20 protein-coding genes are annotated in these 19,537 nt (G+C 67.9%); 10 read left to right on the top strand and 10 right to left on the bottom strand.

The genetic code is table 11. From position 1 onward, the window contains the following. The first annotated feature begins 15 nt into the window (after positions 1-15). On the top strand, positions 16-1,254 hold the full coding sequence (gene ilvA / locus AC1D1S_RS10700; protein ID WP_028277367.1) for a threonine ammonia-lyase: 1,239 nt from the start codon (positions 16-18) through the stop codon (positions 1,252-1,254). Between the two features lie 5 nt (positions 1,255-1,259). After that, on the top strand, positions 1,260-1,886 hold the full coding sequence (locus tag AC1D1S_RS10695; protein ID WP_243180029.1) for a rhomboid family intramembrane serine protease: 627 nt from the start codon (positions 1,260-1,262) through the stop codon (positions 1,884-1,886). Between the two features lie 132 nt (positions 1,887-2,018). Here the strand turns inward: AC1D1S_RS10695 and greA are convergent, their stop codons facing one another. Continuing rightward, complete coding sequence (gene greA / locus AC1D1S_RS10690) at positions 2,019-2,513, bottom strand: transcription elongation factor GreA (RefSeq protein ID WP_476994412.1); 495 nt, start codon at positions 2,511-2,513, stop codon at positions 2,019-2,021. Between the two features lie 230 nt (positions 2,514-2,743). Further along, a complete protein-coding gene (locus AC1D1S_RS10685) occupies positions 2,744-3,196 on the bottom strand; it encodes a DUF4307 domain-containing protein (RefSeq protein ID WP_476994411.1) in 453 nt (150 codons plus the stop codon). 116 nt (positions 3,197-3,312) lie between these two features. Here AC1D1S_RS10685 and mca point away from each other — a divergent pair, with 116 nt between their 5' ends. The 4 genes from mca (at position 3,313) to AC1D1S_RS10665 (ending at position 7,641) form a co-directional block, all read left to right on the top strand. Further along, positions 3,313-4,218: a mycothiol conjugate amidase Mca gene (mca, locus tag AC1D1S_RS10680; protein ID WP_476994410.1), complete on the top strand. Its 906-nt coding sequence runs from the start codon at positions 3,313-3,315 to the stop codon at positions 4,216-4,218. Positions 4,219-4,323: 105 nt separating this feature from the next. Then, positions 4,324-4,662, top strand: coding sequence for a hypothetical protein (locus AC1D1S_RS10675; protein ID WP_243180018.1), 339 nt, complete (start codon positions 4,324-4,326; stop codon positions 4,660-4,662). Then, a complete protein-coding gene (locus tag AC1D1S_RS10670) occupies positions 4,640-6,979 on the top strand; it encodes a thioredoxin domain-containing protein (protein WP_476994409.1) in 2,340 nt (779 codons plus the stop codon). Before AC1D1S_RS10675 ends, AC1D1S_RS10670 begins: the two co-directional genes overlap by 23 nt. Beyond that, positions 6,976-7,641, top strand: a complete 666-nt coding sequence (locus tag AC1D1S_RS10665) for an HAD family hydrolase (protein WP_476994408.1) — start codon at positions 6,976-6,978, stop codon at positions 7,639-7,641. The genes AC1D1S_RS10670 and AC1D1S_RS10665 overlap by 4 nt, the downstream gene beginning before the upstream one ends. A gap of 126 nt (positions 7,642-7,767) precedes the next feature. Here the strand turns inward: AC1D1S_RS10665 and trhA are convergent, their stop codons facing one another. After that, positions 7,768-8,484 (bottom strand): PAQR family membrane homeostasis protein TrhA, encoded by a 717-nt coding sequence (gene trhA, locus AC1D1S_RS10660; RefSeq protein WP_243180011.1) that lies wholly within the window; start codon positions 8,482-8,484, stop codon positions 7,768-7,770. Between the two features lie 154 nt (positions 8,485-8,638). On the opposite strand from trhA, the gene AC1D1S_RS10655 reads away from it, so the two are divergent. Beyond that, the gene (locus AC1D1S_RS10655) at positions 8,639-9,400 is read left to right on the top strand and encodes an isoprenyl transferase (RefSeq protein ID WP_476994413.1); all 762 of its coding nucleotides are present in this window, start codon (positions 8,639-8,641) and stop codon (positions 9,398-9,400) included. 233 nt (positions 9,401-9,633) lie between these two features. Beyond that, complete coding sequence (locus AC1D1S_RS10650) at positions 9,634-11,073, top strand: PhoH family protein (RefSeq protein WP_476994407.1); 1,440 nt, start codon at positions 9,634-9,636, stop codon at positions 11,071-11,073. 515 nt (positions 11,074-11,588) lie between these two features. On the opposite strand, the gene AC1D1S_RS10645 is transcribed toward AC1D1S_RS10650, so the two are convergent. Then, positions 11,589-12,239 carry a GNAT family N-acetyltransferase gene (locus AC1D1S_RS10645; RefSeq protein WP_476994406.1) on the bottom strand — a complete coding sequence of 217 codons (651 nt, stop codon included), beginning with the start codon at positions 12,237-12,239 and terminating at the stop codon, positions 11,589-11,591. 46 nt (positions 12,240-12,285) lie between these two features. Continuing rightward, positions 12,286-13,113: a hypothetical protein gene (locus AC1D1S_RS10640; protein ID WP_476994405.1), complete on the bottom strand. Its 828-nt coding sequence runs from the start codon at positions 13,111-13,113 to the stop codon at positions 12,286-12,288. A gap of 58 nt (positions 13,114-13,171) precedes the next feature. Here AC1D1S_RS10640 and AC1D1S_RS10635 point away from each other — a divergent pair, with 58 nt between their 5' ends. Beyond that, positions 13,172-13,729 carry a prepilin peptidase gene (locus AC1D1S_RS10635; RefSeq protein ID WP_476942939.1) on the top strand — a complete coding sequence of 186 codons (558 nt, stop codon included), beginning with the start codon at positions 13,172-13,174 and terminating at the stop codon, positions 13,727-13,729. A gap of 65 nt (positions 13,730-13,794) precedes the next feature. Here AC1D1S_RS10635 and AC1D1S_RS10630 read toward each other — a convergent pair whose 3' ends face one another. Beyond that, positions 13,795-15,510 carry an MDR family MFS transporter gene (locus tag AC1D1S_RS10630; protein WP_476994404.1) on the bottom strand — a complete coding sequence of 572 codons (1,716 nt, stop codon included), beginning with the start codon at positions 15,508-15,510 and terminating at the stop codon, positions 13,795-13,797. Next, on the bottom strand, positions 15,507-16,223 hold the full coding sequence (locus tag AC1D1S_RS10625; RefSeq protein WP_476994403.1) for a TetR/AcrR family transcriptional regulator: 717 nt from the start codon (positions 16,221-16,223) through the stop codon (positions 15,507-15,509). Before AC1D1S_RS10625 ends, AC1D1S_RS10630 begins: the two co-directional genes overlap by 4 nt. 184 nt (positions 16,224-16,407) lie before the next feature. On the opposite strand from AC1D1S_RS10625, the gene AC1D1S_RS10620 reads away from it, so the two are divergent. Next, the gene (locus AC1D1S_RS10620; protein ID WP_459384191.1) at positions 16,408-17,076 is read left to right on the top strand and encodes a VWA domain-containing protein; all 669 of its coding nucleotides are present in this window, start codon (positions 16,408-16,410) and stop codon (positions 17,074-17,076) included. A gap of 102 nt (positions 17,077-17,178) precedes the next feature. Here the strand turns inward: AC1D1S_RS10620 and AC1D1S_RS10615 are convergent, their stop codons facing one another. From AC1D1S_RS10615 to AC1D1S_RS10605, 3 genes are all read right to left on the bottom strand, one after another. Continuing rightward, on the bottom strand, positions 17,179-18,615 hold the full coding sequence (locus tag AC1D1S_RS10615; protein WP_476946349.1) for a class II fumarate hydratase: 1,437 nt from the start codon (positions 18,613-18,615) through the stop codon (positions 17,179-17,181). Positions 18,616-18,686: 71 nt separating this feature from the next. Then, positions 18,687-19,301 (bottom strand): carbonic anhydrase, encoded by a 615-nt coding sequence (locus AC1D1S_RS10610; RefSeq protein WP_028277382.1) that lies wholly within the window; start codon positions 19,299-19,301, stop codon positions 18,687-18,689. Between the two features lie 9 nt (positions 19,302-19,310). Next, a partial coding sequence (locus AC1D1S_RS10605) for a DUF4245 family protein (RefSeq protein ID WP_476994402.1) occupies positions 19,311-19,537 on the bottom strand: 227 nt, incomplete at its 5' end.

Raw genomic sequence — 19,537 nt, 5'->3', positions numbered from 1 at the left:
GAAGGAGAACAGTTCGTGAATACCCTTGAGAGCCTGCCCGTCACGCTGGACGATGTCCTGGAGGCGCAGAAGCTGCTCGACGGGATTATTACGCGGACGCCCGTGGAATCATCGCGGGCCCTCGGCAGCACGGTCGGCGGTGAGGTCTTCCTCAAGTGCGAAAACCTGCAGCGCGCCGGCTCCTTCAAGGTCCGCGGCGCCTACGTGCGGATGGCCAAGCTCTCCGACGCCGAAAAGAAGCGCGGCGTCGTGGCGGCCTCTGCCGGAAACCACGCCCAGGGCGTGGCTGTCGCAGCCAAGAGCCTGGGCATCAAGGCCCGGATCTACATGCCGCTCGGCGTCGCATTGCCCAAGCTCGCCGCCACCCGCAGCCACGGCGCCGAGGTGGTGCTGCACGGCCACAACGTGGACGAGGCGCTGGCGGAAGCCAAGCGCTATGCCGATGAAAGCGGTGCCGTCTTTGTCCACCCCTTCGATGACGTCGACGTCGTCGCCGGCCAGGGGACGGTCGGGCTGGAGATCCTTGAACAGGTCCCCGACGTCGACACCATCCTGATGGGTGTCGGCGGCGGCGGACTCCTCGCGGGCGTTGCCGTCGCGGTGAAGGCGCGCGCCAAAGAACTCGGCCGCGAGATCCGCATCATCGGCGTCCAGGCTGAAAACGCCGCCGCCTATCCACCCTCGCTCGCAGCCGACGCCCTCGTCCCGCTCAAAAAGGTCTCCACCATGGCCGACGGCATCGCCGTCGGCCGGCCGGGCCAGCTGCCGTTCAGCATCATCCGCGAGCTCGTCGACGACGTCGTCACCGTCAGCGAGGACGCCCTGGCCCGGGCGCTGATCTTCCTGCTGGAGCGCGCCAAGATGGTGGTGGAACCTGCCGGTGCCGTCGGCGTCGCGGCGCTCATGGAAGGCAAGATCGAAAATCCCGGAACCGTTGCGGTGGTCCTCTCCGGCGGCAACATCGACCCCATGCTGATGCTCAAGGTCATCCAGCGCGGCCTCTCCGCCGCCGGCCGGTACATGACCGTGCGGATGATGCTGGACGACCGTCCGGGCTCGCTGGCCACGATCGCCCGCATCATCGCCGAGAACGACGCCAACGTCACGGGCCTGGACCACACCCGGGTGGGCGGCTCCATCAGCATGGGCGACGTCTCCATCACCGTCAACCTGGAAACCAAGGGCCACGAGCACTGCAGCCAGGTCCTGGCGGCGCTGCGCGCCGAGGGTTTCCAGCCGATCGTGGTGCACTAGGGGCCATGGTGATGGACTCGTTTGGGGGCGGGGAGCCGCAGGAGGGGGAGACCACCGCGGTGCGGGCCCGCCGGGGACTGCTGGTGGTCGGCTCCTTCGTGGTGCTGCTCTACCTGATCGAGATCCTCAACACCGCACTGTTCCACTCCCTGAACCGCACTTTCGGGCTGCGGCCGCGCAGCCTGGACGGGATCCTGGACATCCTGACCTTTCCGCTGCTGCACTCCAGCCTGGCCCACCTGATGTCCAACACGCTTCCGTTGATCATCTTCGGCTTCCTCGTGTTCCTCTCCGGGCACCGGGTGTTCATCACCGCACTGGCCGCCAGCTGGCTGGCATCCGGGCTCGTGGTGTGGCTCATCGGCGGCGCCAGCGTCACCGTGGGCGCCTCCGGGCTGGTGTTCGGGCTCTTCGCGTTCCTCCTGGTCCGCGGCTTCATCAACCGGAACTGGTGGCAGATCGCCCTGTCCGTGGTGTTGTTCATGGCCTACGGCGGCATCCTGTTCGGAATCCTGCCCACCGTGGCCAGTTTCGTCTCGTGGCAGGCCCACCTGGGTGGGGCTATCGGCGGCATCACAGCCGCGCTGCTGCTGAGCACCAGGCGTCCCGGGGCGCTGCCCGCGGGACGCTGACTACCCGGGTAGAGGACACCTCCGGGGACTCCGGCCAAACCGGCCGGCCCCAGCAGCCCCCGCCAACGGGCGGAAAACACGACGCCGGCCTCCCCGCGAGGGGAGACCGGCGTCGCTGTTATGTCGCTGGTGTCAGCCGGCGTACGGCTTGGCGGAGATGATCTCCACCGTGATGTCCTTGCCGTTCGGGGCGGTGTAGCTGAGCTTGTCGCCCTCCTTGTGGCCGACGATGGCCGCGCCGAGGGGGGACTTCTCGCTGAAGACATCCAGGTCCGAGTCGCCGGCAATTTCGCGGGAGCCGAGCAGGAAGCTCTCCTCGTCGCCGGCAATCCTGGCCACGACGATCATGCCGGGCTCCACGATGCCGTCGTCGGCCGGGGACTCCCCGACGTGGGCGTCCCGGAGGAGCGCCGTGAGCTGGCGGATGCGGGCCTCGATCTTGCCCTGCTCCTCCTTGGCAGCGTGGTAGCCACCGTTCTCCTTGAGGTCGCCCTCCTGGCGCGCCGCTTCGATCTTCTGGACGATTTCTGCCCGGCCGGGGCCGGAAAGGTTGTCCAGCTCTGCCTTCAGGCGGTCAAAAGCTTCCTGGGTAAGCCAAGCCGCAGTTGCGCTGTTGGTGGTAGACACGGACTTCTCCTTTGGGTGGTCATACAAGCAAAGACCCCGCCACGGTGGCCACTTTTATGACGCAGTAACCAGCTCAGCGGGGGAAAGGTATTGATCCATTGTAGTCAATCCTGTGGATAAACCAAAGAGGACTGCGGCGTGGATCACACGGTGTTACAGGCGGTGTCCCAGGCGGCCTCGGACGGCTTCACTGTGTGCCCGCCCGGCACTTGCCGCGGCCTGTGGTCCCGTTATTGTCCGGCGTCGGTAATCCAGCAGCTGTCCACGACGGCGGAGACCGCCTGGGATTCCGTGCGCAGCTGGGCGCGGTGGGCTGTGGTGCGTCCGCCGTCCGTGCCGGCATCGGCCGCGTTCGGCCCGATGTCCACAACCTTCCAGCCGACAATCGCGAACTTCGAGTCCATGGCCTTCACAGCGCATTTCGCCTCCGCTGCCGGGTCCTTCGTGACCTGGAAGTCGATTTCCGTGACCGTGGCGTCGGGGGTGCTGTAGCCGACATCCTTGTAGCTGACGCCGCCGATGGCCGCCGACGTCGAGACCCAGGCCAGAAAGGCAATGCCCACGGCGAGGGCGGCGATCAGGATGTTGCGTTTGACCTTGCGGGACAGCGCGCGCTTTTGGCCGCMGTAACGATTGGATAGGCTGTTAGGTGCCGGCGCGGCAGGCTGGTCCTCGGAAGTCACCAGTCCAGTTTAGTGTGGATCGGACCGGGATATTTCCGGCTGGCCGCACAGACCAAGCCGCACACCAACAGACGCACCCAACAGGGCAGCACAGCAGAAAGAGGAGCCGTCCCACGATGACAGCATCCCCCCGCCCGTCAGCACCGCTTCGTCTGCTGGCGGTCCATGCTCATCCCGACGACGAATCCAGCAAGGGTGCCGCCACGATGGCGATGTATGCCGCCGCAGGCGTGGAAGTCCTGGTGGCCACGTGCACCGACGGCTCCCGCGGCGACATCCAGAACCCCGCGATGGAGGGGCAACCGCACCCCAAACGCGACATGGCCGGGGCACGCCGGCTGGAGATGGACGCCGCCGCGAACGTCCTCGGCATCCGGCAGCGCTGGCTCGRCTTCGTCGATTCCGGGCTGCCGGAGGGCGACCCCCTGCCGGCCCTGCCGCCCGGGTGCTTCGCCCTGCAGCCGCTGGAGCGGGCGGCCGCGCCGCTGGTCCGGCTGGTCCGGGACTTCAAGCCCCACGTGATCCTCAGCTATGACGAGAACGGCGGCTACCCGCACCCGGACCACATCATGGCGCACCGGGTGGCCGTCGAGGCCTTCGCGGCGGCCGGCGATCCTGCCCGGTATCCGGACGCCGGGGAGCCCTGGGAGCCCAGCAAGCTCTACTACGACCGCGCCTTCAGCCCGGACCGTTTCCGTGCCCTCCACTCCGCGCTGGAGGAGGCCGGCCTGCAGTCCCCGTATGCCGAGCGGCTCGCTGCGTGGCTGGAAGCGGACGCCGAGGGGCATACCCCGCCGCCGCCGACACACGCCACCACAACCCAGGTCGAGTGCGGCGATTTCTTCGAAGCCCGCGACGACGCACTCCGCTCACACCGGACCCAGGTGGACCCGGAAGGATTCTTCTTCGCGGTCTCCTCGGCCATGCAGCGCAAGGTCTGGCCGTGGGAGGACTACTCCCTGATCGAATCCCGGATCCCCGTAGATCTGCCCGAAACGGACCTCYTCGCCGGGCTAAGATAGAGACGAAAGGGCTCTTCTATCCAGTGTAGAAAAGATGCTGTAGACAAAGCACTGTAGAAGAGTCACCGCAGTAAAGACACCCAGTTCCACAGAAGGTTCCCCACCGTGCATTCCTTGCTCATCGCCCTCGCAACAGCCCCGGCGCCGACCCCTACGCCGTCGCTGCGCCCGGGCCTGTCCGAGGACCAGGTCACCCCGGGTCTGCTGGGCTTCCTGCTGACAGCCTTCATCGTGGTGTTGACCGCGCTGCTGATCGTGGACATGGTGCGGCGCATCCGCCGGGTCCGCTACCGTGCCCAGGTGGAGGCCGAACGTGAGGCCGCCGGGGACGCCGGATTCCCTGCCGACGGCACCGCCTTCCCCGCCGACGGCGGGGTTTCCCGGTCCGACGGCGCGGTTAACCGGCCGGAAGTCAACGGCGATGCGGGACCCGGAACCCGCTGACCGCGGATTCCCCAACCCGCCGTCCGGGGCCTCGAATGCCCTGGCGGCGGAACCCTCTGCGTACCTGCGCCAGCACGCCGGCAACCCCGTGCACTGGCAGCCGTTCGGTGACGCGGCCTTCGCCGCAGCTGCCGCCCGGGACGTGCCGGTGTTCCTCTCAATCGGCTACGCGGCCTGCCACTGGTGCCACGTCATGGCCCATGAATCCTTTGAGGACCGGGACACCGCCGACTACCTGAACGCCCACTTTGTCTCCATCAAAGTGGACCGCGAAGAGCGCCCTGACGTCGATGCCGTCTACATGACAGCGACGCAGGCGATCAGCGGCGAGGGCGGCTGGCCGATGTCCGTCTTCCTCCTGCCCGATGGCCGGGCCTTCCATGCCGGCACGTACTACCCGCCCCGGCCCATGCCGGGCCGGCCGTCCTTCCGGCAGGTCCTTGAAGCCGTGAACGAGGCCTGGACGGAACGCCGCGGCGCCGTCGAGGCCAACGCCGACACCCTGGCGCGCGGTATCGCGGCGTCCCAGCCGGCAGCCGCCCTGCATCTGCACGGGCCGCCCGAGGCCCTGGACGCGGCGCTCCTTGCCGAAGCCGTCACCGCCCTCTCCGGCGCCGAGGACCGGGCTCACGGCGGCTTCGGCGGCGCGCCGAAGTTCCCGCCCGCGGCCGTGCTCGAATTCCTGGTCCGTCACGCCGCAGTGCCCTCGGACAGCATGCCGCCGGCAGCCGCTCCGGACACCGCGGGCCAGGAGACCGCGGACCTGGACGCAGGGGGCCAGGACTCCGCGGACCTGGACGCAGGGGGCCAGGACTCCGCGGGCCTGGAGACCGCGACGGCGGCCCGGGACATGGCCGGTCGGTGCCTGGCAGCAATGTCCCGCTCGGCGTTGTTCGACCAGCTCGACGGCGGCTTCGCCCGCTATTCGGTGACGGCGGACTGGTCCGTTCCGCACTTCGAGAAAATGCTCTACGACAACGCCCAGTTGCTGCGCGTCTATGTCCACTGGGTCCGGCTGGGCGGCACGCCGGAGTACCCGGCGGCCGAGGCCGCCGGAATTGCCGGACTTACCGCCGACTGGCTCCTGGCCCGCCTCGGGCTGGCACCTGCGACGCGCCCGGCGCCAGGACCGGCTCCAGCCCCTGTGGCGGGCCCTGCGGCGGGACCGGACACCGGGGTCGTGGCCCTGGCATCGTCGCTGGACGCCGACACGGTCGTCGACGGCGTGCACGCCGAAGGGGCCAGCTACCTGTGGACTCCCGGCGGCCTTGAGTCGCTCCTGGGCCCGGCCGACGGCGCCGCCGTGGCTGCCCTCATGAACGTCCGAATGCCCGGAAGCGTGAGCGCCGGCGGTTCGCCGCTGCATCCGGGCCGGGAGATGTCCGGCGGGGACGCCGCGCTGTGGCAGCGGGTGCGCCCGCTGCTGGCGCAGGCACGCAGCAACCGGCCCCAGCCCGGCCGGGATGACAAAGTGGTGGCGGGCTGGAACGGACTGGCCGTCGCCGCCCTCGCCGACGCCGGCGCCGTCCTGGCACGCCCGGAGCTGGTGGCCGCGGCGGAGCGGATCGCGGACTATCTTGAGCGCGTGCACTGGCGGCCCGCGGCGGATGGCCCCGGCAGGCTCATGCGCGTCTCCCACGACGGAGTGGCGCGGGGAATCGGCGGTTTACTGGAGGACTACGCCTTGTGCGCCGAAGGGCTGTTCGCGCTCCATGCGGTTACCGGGCACACCCGCTGGTAYGGGCTGGCCGAGGCCATTCTGGAYGCSGCCTGCRRGCGGTTCGCGGCCGACGGCGGCCTGAGGGACGCTGCGGGGGAGTCCGCGCAGGTCACGGCCGCCCAGGGCGGCCGCGACGGCCTGGAACCGTTCGACGGCGCCACCCCCAGCGGCGCCGCCGCGCTGGCCGGTGCCCTGCTGACCCACTCGGCCCTCTCCGGCTCGTCCGAACACCGCACCCTGGCGGCCAGCATCCTCGCCCTGCTGCTTCCTCCGCTTGCGGGCCAGGCACCCCGCGCCGCCGGCTGGCTGCTCGCGACCGCCCAGGCCGCCCTCGCCGGTCCCATCGAGGCCGCCGTCGCCGGACCGGACACCCCGGAACGGGCCGTGCTGCACCGGGAGCTGCTGCTCTCGGCCAGCCCCGGGCTGGTGGTCGCGGTCCAGGACGACGGCGCCGCCCGGCCAGTACCCCTGCTGCAGGGCCGCGGCGCGGGCCCGGACGGCGCCCCGCAGGTGTTCCTGTGCCGCGGCATGGTCTGCGGCCTCCCTGCGACTTCCGTCGAAGAAATGCGCGGGCAGCTGGCTAGGATGTCCTCATGACTGGTCAGGACGGCTTCGAGCTGGTGGTGTTCGATTGTGACGGTGTGCTGGTGGATTCCGAGGTGATCGCCATCCGGGTGGACCAGCGCGTGCTGGCCGATCTCGGCTGGGAGCTGGAACTCGATGACATCGTGGAACGGTTCGTCGGAAAGTCCGAGGCGCACTTTGTGGCCGCCGTCGAACAGCAGCTCGGGATCCGGCTGGCCGACGGTTGGGACCGCGACTACGGTCGCTGGTACCAGGAGGCGTTTGAACGTGATCTCGAGGCCGTTGACGGGATCGAGGACGCCCTGGACCGGCTGTCTCTGCCGCACTGCGTCGCCTCCAGCGGCAGCCACGAAAAGATGCACCGGACCCTGGGCAAGACCGGGCTGCTAAGCCGTTTTCAGGGCCGCATCTACAGCGCCACAGAGGTGGCCAACGGCAAACCCGCGCCGGACCTGTTCCTCCACGCCGCGGCGGACCAGGGCGCCGCTCCCGGGCGGTGCGCCGTCGTCGAGGACAGCGCCTACGGCGTCCAGGCCGCCCGGGCGGCGGGAATACACGTCTTCGCGTATGCCGGCGGTGTCACCCCGGCTTCCCGATTGGCCGGTCCCGGAACCACCGTCTTTTCCGACATGCGGCTGCTGCCCGAGCTCATTGCGGCAGGGCATCCCGGCTGAGCAGGGGGCCAACCCCTGACGCCGGAATTCCCCACCATTGAAGCCGGCGCCCGGCGTGTCGGGCCGGACTGCCGGCGAGTCCCGGCGTCGCAGTTTCAAAGGTGGGGAGAATCAGCGCAGCCGGCGTCAGCCCAGGACCGCGATGGCAATGGCGATGTAGTGCGCGGCGAAGGCAAAGACCGTCAGCGCATGGAACAGTTCATGGAAGCCGAAGTGTTCGTAGCTGAAGTTCGGCTTCTTCAGCGCATAGAACACGGCTCCCGTGATGTACAGCACCCCGCCGACGCAGATCAGCACCGCCGAGGCAGCGTTGGCGGCGAAAAAGTCCGGCAGATAGAACAGCGAGCCGCAGCCGAGGGCGATATAGATCGGCACGTAGAGCCACCGCGGGGCATTGGTCCACAGCAGGCGGAACAGCACGCCGAGGATGGCCCCGGACCAGATCACCCAGAGCAGCACTTCGGCTTGCTGCCGGTCCAGTAGGGCCCAGGCGAGCGGCGTGTAGCTGCCGGCGATCACCAGCATGATGTTCGTATGATCCAGCCGCTTCAGGACGATCTTCACGCGCGGTGACCAGTTCCCGCGGTGATAGACGGCACTGACGCCGAACAGCAGGACCCCGGTAACGGCATAGACGGCGCAGGCCACCTTGAGGTCCGGCGGCGCCAGGATCACCAGCACCAGCCCGGCGGCCAGCGCCAGCGGGGCGGTGACGGTGTGGATCCAGCCCCGCCATTTGGGCTTGATCATCAGCAGTTCAGCCAGGCGCACCGCGGCGTCGTCCACCGGGGTTGCCCGCTTCGCCGGAGGCTCCGGCCGGGGCTCCGAACTGTTGCTTTCCATGCCGTAATAATAACCTACGCCATAGTAAGTTACCGGTGAGTAACAAGCCATCCGGGGTTGTCCTGTGACGGAGCTGCACCCGGCACGGCCCTCCGGCAGGTAGCCTAGGATGTGCACTGAACAAGTACCTCAAGGAAGCCAGGTGAATCTCCGGATGGAAATGCCCGGATTCCTCTACGGCYTTTACGAGCGCAAGCTCCAACGCTCCCTCGATCCTGAACGGATCCCGCGCCACGTCGGCGTCATGGTCGACGGCAACCGGCGCTGGGCCCGCCAGTTCAACGCCCCCACGAGCCAGGGCCATCAGGCCGGTGCGGACAAGATCCACGAATTCCTCGGCTGGTGCCAGGAGCTGGGCATCAAGGTGGTCACCTTGTATATGCTCTCTACGGACAACATGAACCGCTCCGGCGAGGAACTCGACCTCCTGATGGGCATCATCGCCAACACCCTGGACCGGCTGGACGAGGACGCCAACATCTCGGTGCACGCCATGGGCGCCCCCGAACTGCTGCCGGACTACCTCGCCGAGCGGCTGAACAACCTGACGGCCCGGACGCCCGCGCAGGAGAGGCTGCATGTCAATGTCGCCGTCGGCTACGGCGGACGGCGGGAGATTGTCGACGCCGTCCGGGAACTGCTGCACGACGCCGTCGCCCGGGGAGCGGACATCGGACAACTGGCCGATGAACTCACCGTGGATGACATCTCGCGCTTCCTCTACACCCGGGGCCAGCCGGATCCGGACCTGGTGATCCGGACCTCCGGGGAGCAGCGGCTGTCCGGATTCCTCATGTGGCAGAGCGCGTACAGTGAGTTCTACTTCTGCGAGGCCCTGTGGCCGGCGTTCCGCAAGGTGGATTTCCTGCGCGCCCTGCGCGACTACGCCGGCAGGCAGCGCCGCTTCGGCGCCTGAGCGGTTCACGCGGAATTCACAAGACGGCAACAAGAATCGCCGAAAAATTATCGGACAAACCGGCCCCCGGAGACGTACGTTAATCCCATCGGCAGGCAATTCGCCGGCCGATCGGGGAGGCCAGTACATGGAGCGGATTTTCGCACCGGGTGTATGGGAGGCCGCGTCCGGCCTCCAGGCCGAGCCGCCTCACCAATAACAATTCCGGGCATTGCCCCGGGGCTGGAGTCGATGTGGCTATTTCTGAGCAACTGCCCGACGTCATTTCCGATCAGGGACAGAAAGCTACCTCTCGCGCCAAGCGAGCCACCTCAAAGACCGGTGCAGCGGATTCCGCGGCGGCCGGTCTTGCTGTTTCCGGGGAAGGAACAGGGAGCCGGGGCACGGCCCGCAGTTTCGTGATCGATTCCTCCGTCCTGCTCTCCGATCCGCGGGCCCTCCTGCGCTTCGCCGAGCACGAGGTCATCCTGCCGATCGTTGTCATCACCGAGCTCGAAGGAAAGCGCCACGACCCGGAGTTGGGTTACTTTGCGCGCAAGGCCCTCCGGCTGCTCGATGACCTGCGGCTCGAGCACGGCGGCCTGGACCGTCCCATCCCGCTGGGCCCCGACGGCGGCACGCTCATGGTGGAGCTGAACCATATCTCCGCCGAGGTGCTGCCCGCCGGGTTCCGCGGGGTGGACAACGACAGCCGCATCCTCGCGGTGGCCAAGAACATGGCCAACGAGGGCCGCGACGTGACGGTGGTGTCCAAGGACCTGCCGATGCGCGTCAAGGCCTCGGCCATGGGGCTGCTGGCCGACGAGTACCGCAATRAGCTCGTCAAGGACTCCGGCTGGACCGGCGTTGCCGAGCTCGACGCGGGCGAGGACGAGGTTGCCACCTTGTACGGGCACGAGCCGGTATTCATCCCGGCCGCGGCCGAGATGCCGACCAACACCGGGCTGGTCCTGCTGTCCAGCCGCGGCTCGGCCCTCGGACGGGTAGGGGCGGACAAACAGGTCCGGCTCGTGAAGGGCGACCGCGACGTCTTCGGACTCCACGGCCGCTCGGCCGAGCAGCGGTTGGCAATCGACCTCCTGATGGACCCGTCGGTCGGCATCGTGTCCCTCGGCGGCCGGGCCGGCACGGGCAAGTCCGCACTGGCCCTGTGCGCCGGGCTCGAAGCCGTCCTGGAGCGCCGGGAGCACCGCAAGGTGATCGTCTTCCGGCCCCTGTACGCGGTGGGCGGCCAGGAACTCGGCTACCTGCCCGGGTCCGAAGCGGAAAAAATGAACCCGTGGGCGCAGGCGGTCTTTGACACCCTGGGCGCGCTGGTCAGCCAGGAAGTGGTGGAGGAAGTGATGGACCGGGGCATGCTTGAGGTCATGCCGCTGACGCACATCCGCGGACGCTCCCTGCACGACGCATTCGTGATCGTCGACGAGGCACAGTCCCTGGAGAAGAATGTGCTGCTGACAGTGATGAGCCGGATCGGCCAGAACTCCAAGATCGTCCTGACCCACGACGTCGCCCAACGGGACAACCTGCGGGTCGGACGGCACGACGGCGTGGCGGCCGTCGTCGAGACCCTGAAGGGACACCCGCTGTTCGGCCACATCACCCTCACCCGCTCGGAGCGCTCGCCGATCGCAGCCCTCGTGACGGAACTGCTGGAGGGGGCGGAGATTTAGGCCATCACCCTCCTGCCGAAGGGCCGTGGTCCGGTTCGCCGGGCCACGGCTCTTCGCCGTGGTTGGGTTTGCCGTGGTTGGGTTCGCCGGGCAGCGGCGTCCCGCCATCGCTTAGACACCTCCCGTCGCTGCGCTGCGGTCGCTGGGCGACCTTCGCTTCGCTTTGGTCGGCGATGCGCTCCTTAGCGGGACACCGCTGCCCCGCGATGCTGAGACGCCCACCAGCCGGGTCGCCGTCTTTCGTAGAGGAGCGCATCGCGGCGCATCGGATCCCCGGAGGTCGCCCAGCGACCGCAGCGGGTCCCATGCGTCGTAAGCACCGTCCCGCGGGCCCCGAGGCGAGCTTGCGAGCCTTGGGAAGGGACCTCTGCGCTAAGCGACGGCGAAAGGTGGCGGTCCGGCGAACCCAACCACGGCACCCACAACCACGGCACCCACAACCACGGCAACCCAGCGACGGAAGCGACAGGAGGCGTCTCAGCGACGGCGGGCGCCGCGGCCCCGCTTGGGGGCTGCTACGGGTGGATGCCCAGGTACTTCGCGAAGGCTTCGTGGCCTTCGACGCCGAGATCCCAGTCGGGGCGTTTGAAGGTGGCGGGGGTGAGACGGACGTTTTGGACCTCCTGGGCCTTGCCGCCCCAGGCGGCCCGGGTGACGCCGTTGAGCTCGTAGCCGAGGGAGCGTGAGACGCCCAGGGACTGCTGGTTCCAGGCGGCGGCCTCGGATTCCGCCACTTCGGCGCCGAGCCAGTCGAAGGCATAGAGGGCGACGGCGGCCCGCATCTCCTTGCCGAAGCCCTGGCCGTGCACGCTTTGCCGAAGCCAGGAGCCAGTGGTGACCGTCTTCAGCGTGGCGAAGTCTTTGGCCGCGATGTCCTGGCATCCGATGAACTCGCCCTCGTGCCAGATGCCGAGCAGGAGTGTCCAGTCCTGCGGTGTCATGTTCCCGCGGCACCGCCAGTACCACTGCGCCATGTTCGGGCCGAGCTCCTCAGCGGGGGATTCGGCCCAAGGCCCGCTGAAGGGGCTGCGGCCCGGCTCGTGCACGCCGCTTAGGGCGGCTGAGACCGCGGCCGGAATGTCCGCGTCGCGGATGGGGCGCAGCTGAAGGCGCGGCGTGGTCAGGCGCAGGCCGAAAGGGGGCCAGTAGTCGGCGGGTTCAGTCATCGGCGAAGCCTAACGGTGCCAGCGGGCGGATGCCAGTCACGGCCGGCTACTCCGCGGGGACGTCCCAGCTGATGTGGCGCCGGACGTCCGTGAGGTTCATCGATTCGGCCAGGAACAGGTCATCGAGCATGTATTCGTCGACGCCCAGGATGCGGAGCCAGTGCCCGTAGCCGTCCTGCTCTGGGCCGGCCCCGGGCGCGTCAAGCCAGCGGCTCGCAACGCAGACGCCCGTGCCGGCGTCGATCCTCAGCAGCGTGCGTCCCGGACGGCACAGCGGGGCTCCGGGATCGGCGGGACGGTAGGAGAGGTTCGGGCTGACCGTCGATTCCAGGGCCGGCCGGCCCTCGTGGTCTACCTCCGTGATGGGGCCAAGCTCCACGGCGTTGGAGTTGGGGAACTCCAACGGGACGGGGGCGTTCCCCGCAAGCTCCACCGGGTCCAGGACGGCGGCGAACCTGCCGTTGCCGAACGACGGCTCGCCATAAGCTGCCTCCGGGCGGCGGCGCACCAGCCCGTCGTCGTCGTACACCGGCGTAACCAAGTGCGGGGGCAGGAGCCAGGTCTTCCTCGTTGAGCTGATATAGAAGCCGCCGCGGGAATCATTGATGCCGGTGGTGCTGCCGATGACCAGGCCGTCGGCAGTCTCCAGCCGCAAGGCACCGGGCCGGCGCAGCCACCCCCTGACGAGGTCGCCGGGGGAGGGGGCCGCCGGGGACTCCGAGGAACCCGTGAGCGGCCGGTCCAGGTACTCGAACCTCAGCGACTGCCACTTCCAGGGCGATGACCGGCACAGGTTCCGGAAGGCCGCGGCCTTCTCCGCCGGGCCGCGGGGCGCGTCCGGCCCGCGCCGGTTCGTGCTGTCCCATGCGGCCATATCCACAGTTTACGCGCGGGGACCGCCGGGCCGGACGAATATCAAGTAGCATCCGAGGGTGATCGAACGACTCGGCATCCTGGGCGCCGCCAACCCGCTGGCTTTCTGGCTTGCCCTGGCTGCGTGTGCGTATTTCTTCGTGATGGCCGTTCGGCTCACGGTCATTGACGTCCGGCACCACCTGCTCCCGGACAGGATCGTCTTTCCCTCGTATGGGATCGCCGGAGTCCTTCTGCTGGGGGCGGCGGCCAGCCAGTTGCTTCCCGGCGGGCAGGACGTGGCCGGCACAGCGGACGCCGGGGCATTCGGCATTCCGGGTCTCCGTGTCCTGGCCGGCGGGGCAGCCCTCTGGCTCTTCTACTTTCTCCTGCACGCGGTCTATCCGCCGGGAATGGGATTCGGCGACGTGAAGCTCGCGGGCGTCCTGGGAATGTACCTGGGATTCCTGGGCTGGGGGCACGTCATGGCGGGGACCTTTGCGGCGTTCGTCCTCGGCGGGCTGTGGAGTCTCGGATTGCTCGCCGCGCGGCGCGGGACGCTGCAGTCGGCCATTCCCTTCGGGCCCTTCATGCTGGCCGGCACGGCCGCCGCCATGATGCTGCCCACGGCCGGATAGGCTGACGGCACGGCCATCCCGGCCTGCCGGCACTCACCGGCTGCTGCCGGGCCGTTTCCGGACCGTCAGCCGCGCAGGCGGGTGAGCTCGTCGTCGTGGCCGGACCCACTGGTGTTGCCGTGGGCTGAAAGCCCTTCCGGTCCCGTGGGCTCCGCGGCGTCGGCGGCGTGGCGGGCTGCCGCCCGTTCCGCCTCGAGCCGCTCGGCTTCCTCGCCGCCGACTGCTTCGCCGCGGGCCACCATGCCGGCGGTGTCCGACAGGGGGATCTGCTTGAGGGTCAGGGCCAGGATCAGGGCGATGACCAGGAACGGCAGCAGGTACCAGAAGACGGGGGCGAGCGAGTCAGCGTAGGCGTTGACAATCGCGTCCTTGAGCTGCGCCGGGAGCTGGCTGAGGACCTGGGGGTCCATCGTCCGGGTGGACTGCGACGCCTGCTCAGCTGAGGCCCCGGCGCCGGTAAAGGCATTGGTCAGGGACTCGGAGAGCCGGGTGGTGAAGATGGAACCGAACACCGCGACGCCCAGGGACGCGCCCACCTCGCGGAAGTAGTTGTTGGTGCTCGTGGCCGTGCCGATCTGGTCCGCCGGCACCGAGTTCTGGACCACCAGGACAATCACCTGCATGATCGAGCCCAGGCCGGCGCCGAAGACGAACAGCTGCACGCAGATGACCCAGATGGGCGTGGCGGCCGTGAGCGTGGTCAACCACAGCATTGCCGCGATGGTCAGTATGGCCCCGAGGATCGGGAACATCTTGTACTTGCCGGTCTTGGAAATGCGGATGCCGGAGACGATGGCCATGCCCATGAGTCCCACCATCATGGGCAGCATCAGCAGGCCGGATTCGGCGGCGGAGGTCCCGGAGGACATCTGCAGGAAGGTCGGGACGAAAGCGATCGCCGCGAACATGCCCAGCCCGAGGGTGAAGCCGATGGCAGTGGAGTTCACGAAGATGCGGTTCTTGAACAGGCTCAACGGAATGATGGGGTCCTCGGCCCGGCGCTCCACCAGGATGAAGGCCGTAGCGGCGAGCACCAGCCCGGCGCCGAACGCCCACGTCAGCGGCGAATCCCAGCCCTCGTCCTTCTTGCCGCCGAAGTCGGTGAAGAAAATCAGGCACGTGGTGGCTGCGGAGAGCAGCAGCACGCCCAGGACGTCGATCCGCTTCTCTGCCTTCTTGTTCKGCAGCGTCAGGGTGAACCAGGCGATGGTGAACGCGGCGATGCCGATCGGGATGTTGATGTAGAAGGCCCATTCCCAGGTCAGGTGGTCCACGAAGAAACCACCCAGCAGCGGGCCGGCGACGGCGGAGAGGCCGAAGATTGCGCCCAGCGGGCCCATGTACTTGCCGCGCTCCTTGGCCGGAACGATGTCGGCGATGATGGCCTGGGACAGGATCATCAGGCCGCCGCCGCCGAGGCCCTGGATGGCGCGGAAGACCACGAAGCCCCAGAAGTCCGTGGCGAGGGCGCATCCGACGGAGGCGAGGGTGAAGAGGCCGATGGCGATGAGGAACAGGTTCCGGCGGCCCAGGATGTCGCCGAACTTTCCATAGATGGGCATGACGATGGTGGTGGCGAGCAGGTAGGCCGTGGTGATCCAGGCCTGGTGTTCCACGCCGCCGAGCGTGCCGACGATCGTGGGCATGGCGGTGGAGACGATGGTCTGGTCAAGGCTGGAGAGCAGCATGCCCGCGATGAGGGCGGAGAAGATGATCCAGATGCGTTTCTGGGTCAGCAGCAGCGGCTCGGCTGCTGGCTTGGTGCTGACGGCGGCGCTCATTGCGCTCCTTCGGAAGGGTTGGGCTGGACAGTATTTGACTCGACTCCGTCGAAGTGGACTGTGTCGAACTGGGACATGGTGAACGGCAGGGAGAAGAGCATGCGGGCTGCTGCAATGTTTTCCAGCAGCAAGTCCTTGTAGGGGCGGGCGTTGCCCTCGGAGAAGTAGTCGGCGCTGGTTTTCCTGGCGATGTTTCCCAGGAGGACCACGGCCATGCGGACTACGGGATGATCGGCAGGTACGCCTTCCCTGGCCGCGAGCAGCCGTGCGAAGTCGGCCTCGCGTTCCTCGGTGGCGCCGATGATCTTCAGCATCAGCTGGGGCTCCTTCTTGATCACCCCGATCAGCTGGCGGGTCTCTTCCTCGGAGCCGCTCATCCGCTCCGACAGATCAAGGGACAGGCGTACGAGGTCGGCGAGGAGTGAGGCCGAGATTTCCCCAGCGGGCGAACCCGCGCCGCCCGCCATGAACCGGGCCACCACCTCTTCGGGAAAGTCGTCGTCGACGTGGCCCAGGATCGCGTCTTCCTTGGCAGGGAAGTAGTTGAAGAAGGTCCGGCGGGAGATGCCCGCGCGCTCGCAGACTTCCTCCACGGTGTAGCCGCTGAGGCCGCGTTCGGCGGTCAGGGAACGCGCGACGGCGGTGATCGCCGCCCGTGTTGCGGCCCGCTTGCGCTCGCGGAGGCCACCCGAAGTAATTGCACTGTTTCCCATGGAGTGTATTTTTGCACTTAAACATAAATAGTGCAAAAGATACTGTGGACTGTTTGGGTTGTTTGGGCTGTTGCCGGCAATAATGTCGCTGCCCGGCCGTAGCCTGCTCCTGTCCGGCCATACCGCTGGCAACAGGTGGCCCGCGACGAGGCAGAAGCGCCGTCGGGGCCGGAAATGGGGAAGCATGACAGATTCAGCCCTGACGCACGTGTACGTCCTCCTGGACCGTTCCGGGTCGATGAGTGCCATCGCCGATGACACTGTGGGCGGGTTTGCGGCGTTCATCCGCGAACAGCGGGCAGTGGCGGGCCGGTGCCGGCTGTCGCTGGCGCAGTTCGATGACACCTACGAGCGCGTCTACGCCTCGGTGGACATCCAGGACGTGCCGGCCCTTGACCTGCAGCCGCGGGGCAGCACCGCCCTGCACGACGCCATGGTCCGGCTGATCGGCGAAGCGGGTGCGGAACTGGCGGCCCTCCCGGAGGATCAGCGCCCCGGCACTGTGCTGGTGGCCGTGCTGACGGACGGCCACGAGAACTCCTCGCGCGAGGCCACAGGCGAGCTGGTCAAGGCCCTGGTCCAGCGGCAGCAGAGCCAGTGGGGTTGGCAGTTCACGTATTTGGGCGCCAACCAGGACGCCGTATTGACCGCCGGCGGCCTCGGCATCCGCGCCGAAGACGCCCTGACCTATGCCGCCGGGAACGTCGATGCTGCCTTCTCCGTCCAGTCCGCCAAGACGCGGCGGTTGCGGGAGGCGCGGATCGGCGGTGCCAGCATGGCGGATGCCGCGGCCGCGGCGGCGTACACGGCGCAGGAGCGGGAGGCCGCCGGCGGGGAACCGCCCAGGGTCTAAGTTCTGACCTGCGGTGCAGACATGCAGACGGCCGGCACCCTTCCAGAAAGGATGCCGGCCGTCGGCGGTTGTACTCTTCGGGGGCGGCGCCGCCCGGAGCCGTTAGGCCTTATGCGGCGGGCGCGTCATGGACATGACGTCCAGGGCGGTGTCCAGCTGCTCTTCGGTCAGTTCGCCGCGCTCGAGGAAGCCCATGGAGGCGACGGTCTCACGGATGGTCAGGCCCTCGGCCACGGCCTTTTTGGCGATCTTGGCCGCGTTCTCGTAGCCGATGAACTTGTTCAGCGGGGTCACAATCGACGGCGAGGCCTCGGCGAGGAAGCGGGCGCGCTCGACGTTGGCGGTGATGCCGTCGATCATCTTGTCGGCCATGACGCGGCTGGTGTTGGCCAGCAGGCGCACGGATTCAAGGAGGTTGGCGGCCATGACCGGGATGCCGACGTTGAGTTCGAAGGCGCCGTTGGTGCCGGACCACGCGATGGCGGTGTCATTGCCGATCACCTGGGCGCAGACCATGATGGAGGCTTCGCAGATGACGGGGTTGACCTTGCCCGGCATGATCGACGAGCCCGGCTGCAGGTCCGGGATGGCGATTTCGCCGAGGCCGGTGTTGGGGCCGGAGCCCATCCAGCGCAGGTCGTTGTTGATCTTCATGAAGGAAATCGCGATGTTGCGCAGCTGGCTGGACGCTTCGATGAGGCCGTCGCGGTTGGCCTGGGCCTCGAAGTGGTCGCGGGCCTCGGTCAGGGGCAGTCCGGTGTCGGCCGCCAGCAGTTCGATCACTCGCTCCGGGAATCCGGCCGGCGTATTGATGCCGGTGCCCACGGCGGTTCCGCCGAGTGGGACCTCGGCGACGCGGGGGAGGGCGGCGTTGATGCGCTCGATGCCGTAGCGGACCTGAGCGGCGTAGCCGCCGAACTCCTGGCCCAGCGTGACGGGGGTGGCGTCCATGAGGTGCGTGCGGCCGGACTTCACGACGTCCTTGAATTCGGTGGCCTTGCGTTCCAGCGACTCCGCCAGGTAGCCGAGGGCCGGGATCAGGTCATTGATCAGGGCGGACGTGGCGGCGACGTGGACGGACGTGGGGAAGACGTCATTGGAGGACTGCGAGGCGTTGACGTGGTCGTTCGGGTGGACAACCTTCTCGCTACCGGCGGACTTCAGGGCCCGCGAGGCGAGCTCGGCGAGGACCTCGTTGGTGTTCATGTTCGAGGACGTCCCGGACCCGGTCTGGAAGACGTCAATCGGGAAGTCGCCGTCGTACTTGCCGGCCGCAACCTGGTCGGCTGCGTCGGCAATCGCCTGGGCGAGCTCGCCGTCGAGCACCCCCAGTTCTGCGTTTGCCTGGGCGGCGGCCTTCTTCACCCGTGCCAGGGCTTCGATGTGGGCGCGCTCCAGCGTCTTGCCGGAGATCGGGAAGTTCTCGACTGCCCGCTGCGTCTGTGCGCGGTACAGGGCGTTCACGGGAACGCGGACTTCGCCCATCGTGTCGTGTTCAATGCGGAACTCTTCGGTGTTCAACTCATCTGTGGAAGTCATGGGGCTAGCTTATTGGGAGTAGGAGTCCCACCGAAAACCGTGAGCAGGCTGCGACGGCCGGGCGCCGGGGTTTACAGCCTGCCGATGCTGGAAACGAGATCGGCCCGGCCGTCAGCCAAGCTGTAGGCGAGGCCGATCACGGCGGTGCGGCCGCTGTCGACTGCGCCCGAAATCACCCGGGAACTGTCCACCAGCCGCTGCGAGGTCTGCTTGACGTTCTCAACCACCATGTCGTTGACGTCGGTCTGATTGTTACGCAGCGAGGTCAACACGGACGGGGTGATCCGCTCCACCAGGCTGCGGATGAAACCGACCGGCATCTGGCCGGTTTCCACGGCGTTCTTGGTTGCGGTGACAGCACCACAACTGTCGTGCCCCAGGACGACGATCAGAGGGACGTCCAGTTCGCTGACGCTGTATTCCAGCGAGCCAAGCACGGCGTCGTCGATCACCTGGCCGGCGGTGCGGACCACAAAGGCGTCCCCGAGGCCGAGGTCGAAGATGATTTCGGCGGCAAGCCTGGAGTCGGCGCAACCGAAGATCACCGCGAAGGGGTGCTGGTTTTCAACCAGCGACGAGCGTCGCGACGCGTCCTGGTTGGGGTGTGATGACGTGCCGGCGACAAAACGCTTGTTGCCTTCACGGAGACGCTGCCAGGCGAGTGCGGGAGTCAGATAAGTAGCCACGTGGCCACTTTACGGTGAAGGGCTGGCCGAAGGTGAAACTGTTGCGCCCGGCGTGCTGGACGATGCCCCGGCGGGCGGATTGCTTTCGAGTGACTTCACCACGGCGGTGGCCAGGGCGGAGAACTCCTCCAGCGTCGCGGATCCGGAGAGGATGACGGTGGTGCCGCGATCAGTCAGCACCATGGATTTCTCGCCCTTGCCGGTGTCGCGCAGTTCCCAGTCGCGGCCGCCGGCGT

Source organism: Arthrobacter sp. P1_A5, from assembly GCF_056406825.1.
The sequence above is the reverse complement of the archived record's forward strand: the minus strand, read 5'-3'. Positions and strand labels throughout refer to the sequence as shown.